The following is a 592-nucleotide window of genomic DNA, read 5'->3' on the forward strand; positions in this document are numbered from 1 at the left end:
TTCTTTGGGTTATTATAACCTCTTAGAAGCTGTCCAATTTTATTATGCCACTACACCTAAAACCAGTGAGGTTGCAGGTTAAGACCATTACCTCTGACAATGGTAAAGAGTTTGCTCAGCATAAGAAGGTGAAACGAAAGCTCTTTACTTCCTTCTTCTTTGCCGATGCTTATGCGTCATGGCAGCGAGGAACCAACGAGAATACTAACGGCTTAATCAGAGAGTTCTTGCCTAAGGGTTGTGACTTTAGACAAGTCTCTGATAATGATATACAGGACATTGAGAATAAACTAAACAACAGACCAAGAAAACGCTTAGGGTTTAAAACGCCCAATCAGGTGTTCTATAATATAATTTAGCGTTGCACTTGGTGTGTTAATCTAAGAAGTAAAAAAACGGGTGGTGTATCAGAAAGTATGCTGAGGAGATAAAAGGAGGGTGACAGTCAAAGCAAGATGATATATTTGAGGTTATGAAGACACAAATAGATATCAGCTGCCCCGACTGTCACAGTCCCAGTTTAAAGAAAAATGGCAAAAAAAGCTATGGCAAGCAGAACTACCAATGCAAGGACTGCAAACGTCAATTTATT

At 39.2% G+C, this 592-nt stretch carries 2 protein-coding genes; both read left to right on the plus strand.

Going from position 1 to position 592, the window contains the following annotated elements:
- Positions 1–44 precede the first annotated feature (44 nt).
- Complete coding sequence (locus tag EI162_RS14475) at positions 45–359, plus strand: IS30 family transposase (protein WP_192524988.1); 315 nt, start codon at positions 45–47, stop codon at positions 357–359.
- Between the two features lie 113 nt (positions 360–472).
- Positions 473–592: IS1 family transposase (locus EI162_RS14480; RefSeq protein ID WP_192520340.1), on the plus strand; the 120-nt coding region annotated here is incomplete at its 3' end.

The sequence above is a fragment of the Psychrobacter sp. FME6 genome (assembly GCF_014861365.1).
In the GTDB taxonomy this organism is placed as follows: domain Bacteria; phylum Pseudomonadota; class Gammaproteobacteria; order Pseudomonadales; family Moraxellaceae; genus Psychrobacter.

Excerpts from the sequence above, each read along its gene's own strand:
- EI162_RS14475 (WP_192524988.1), top strand. The coding sequence starts at position 45 with ATGCCACTACACCTAAAACCAGTGAGGTTGCAGGTTAAGACCATTACC.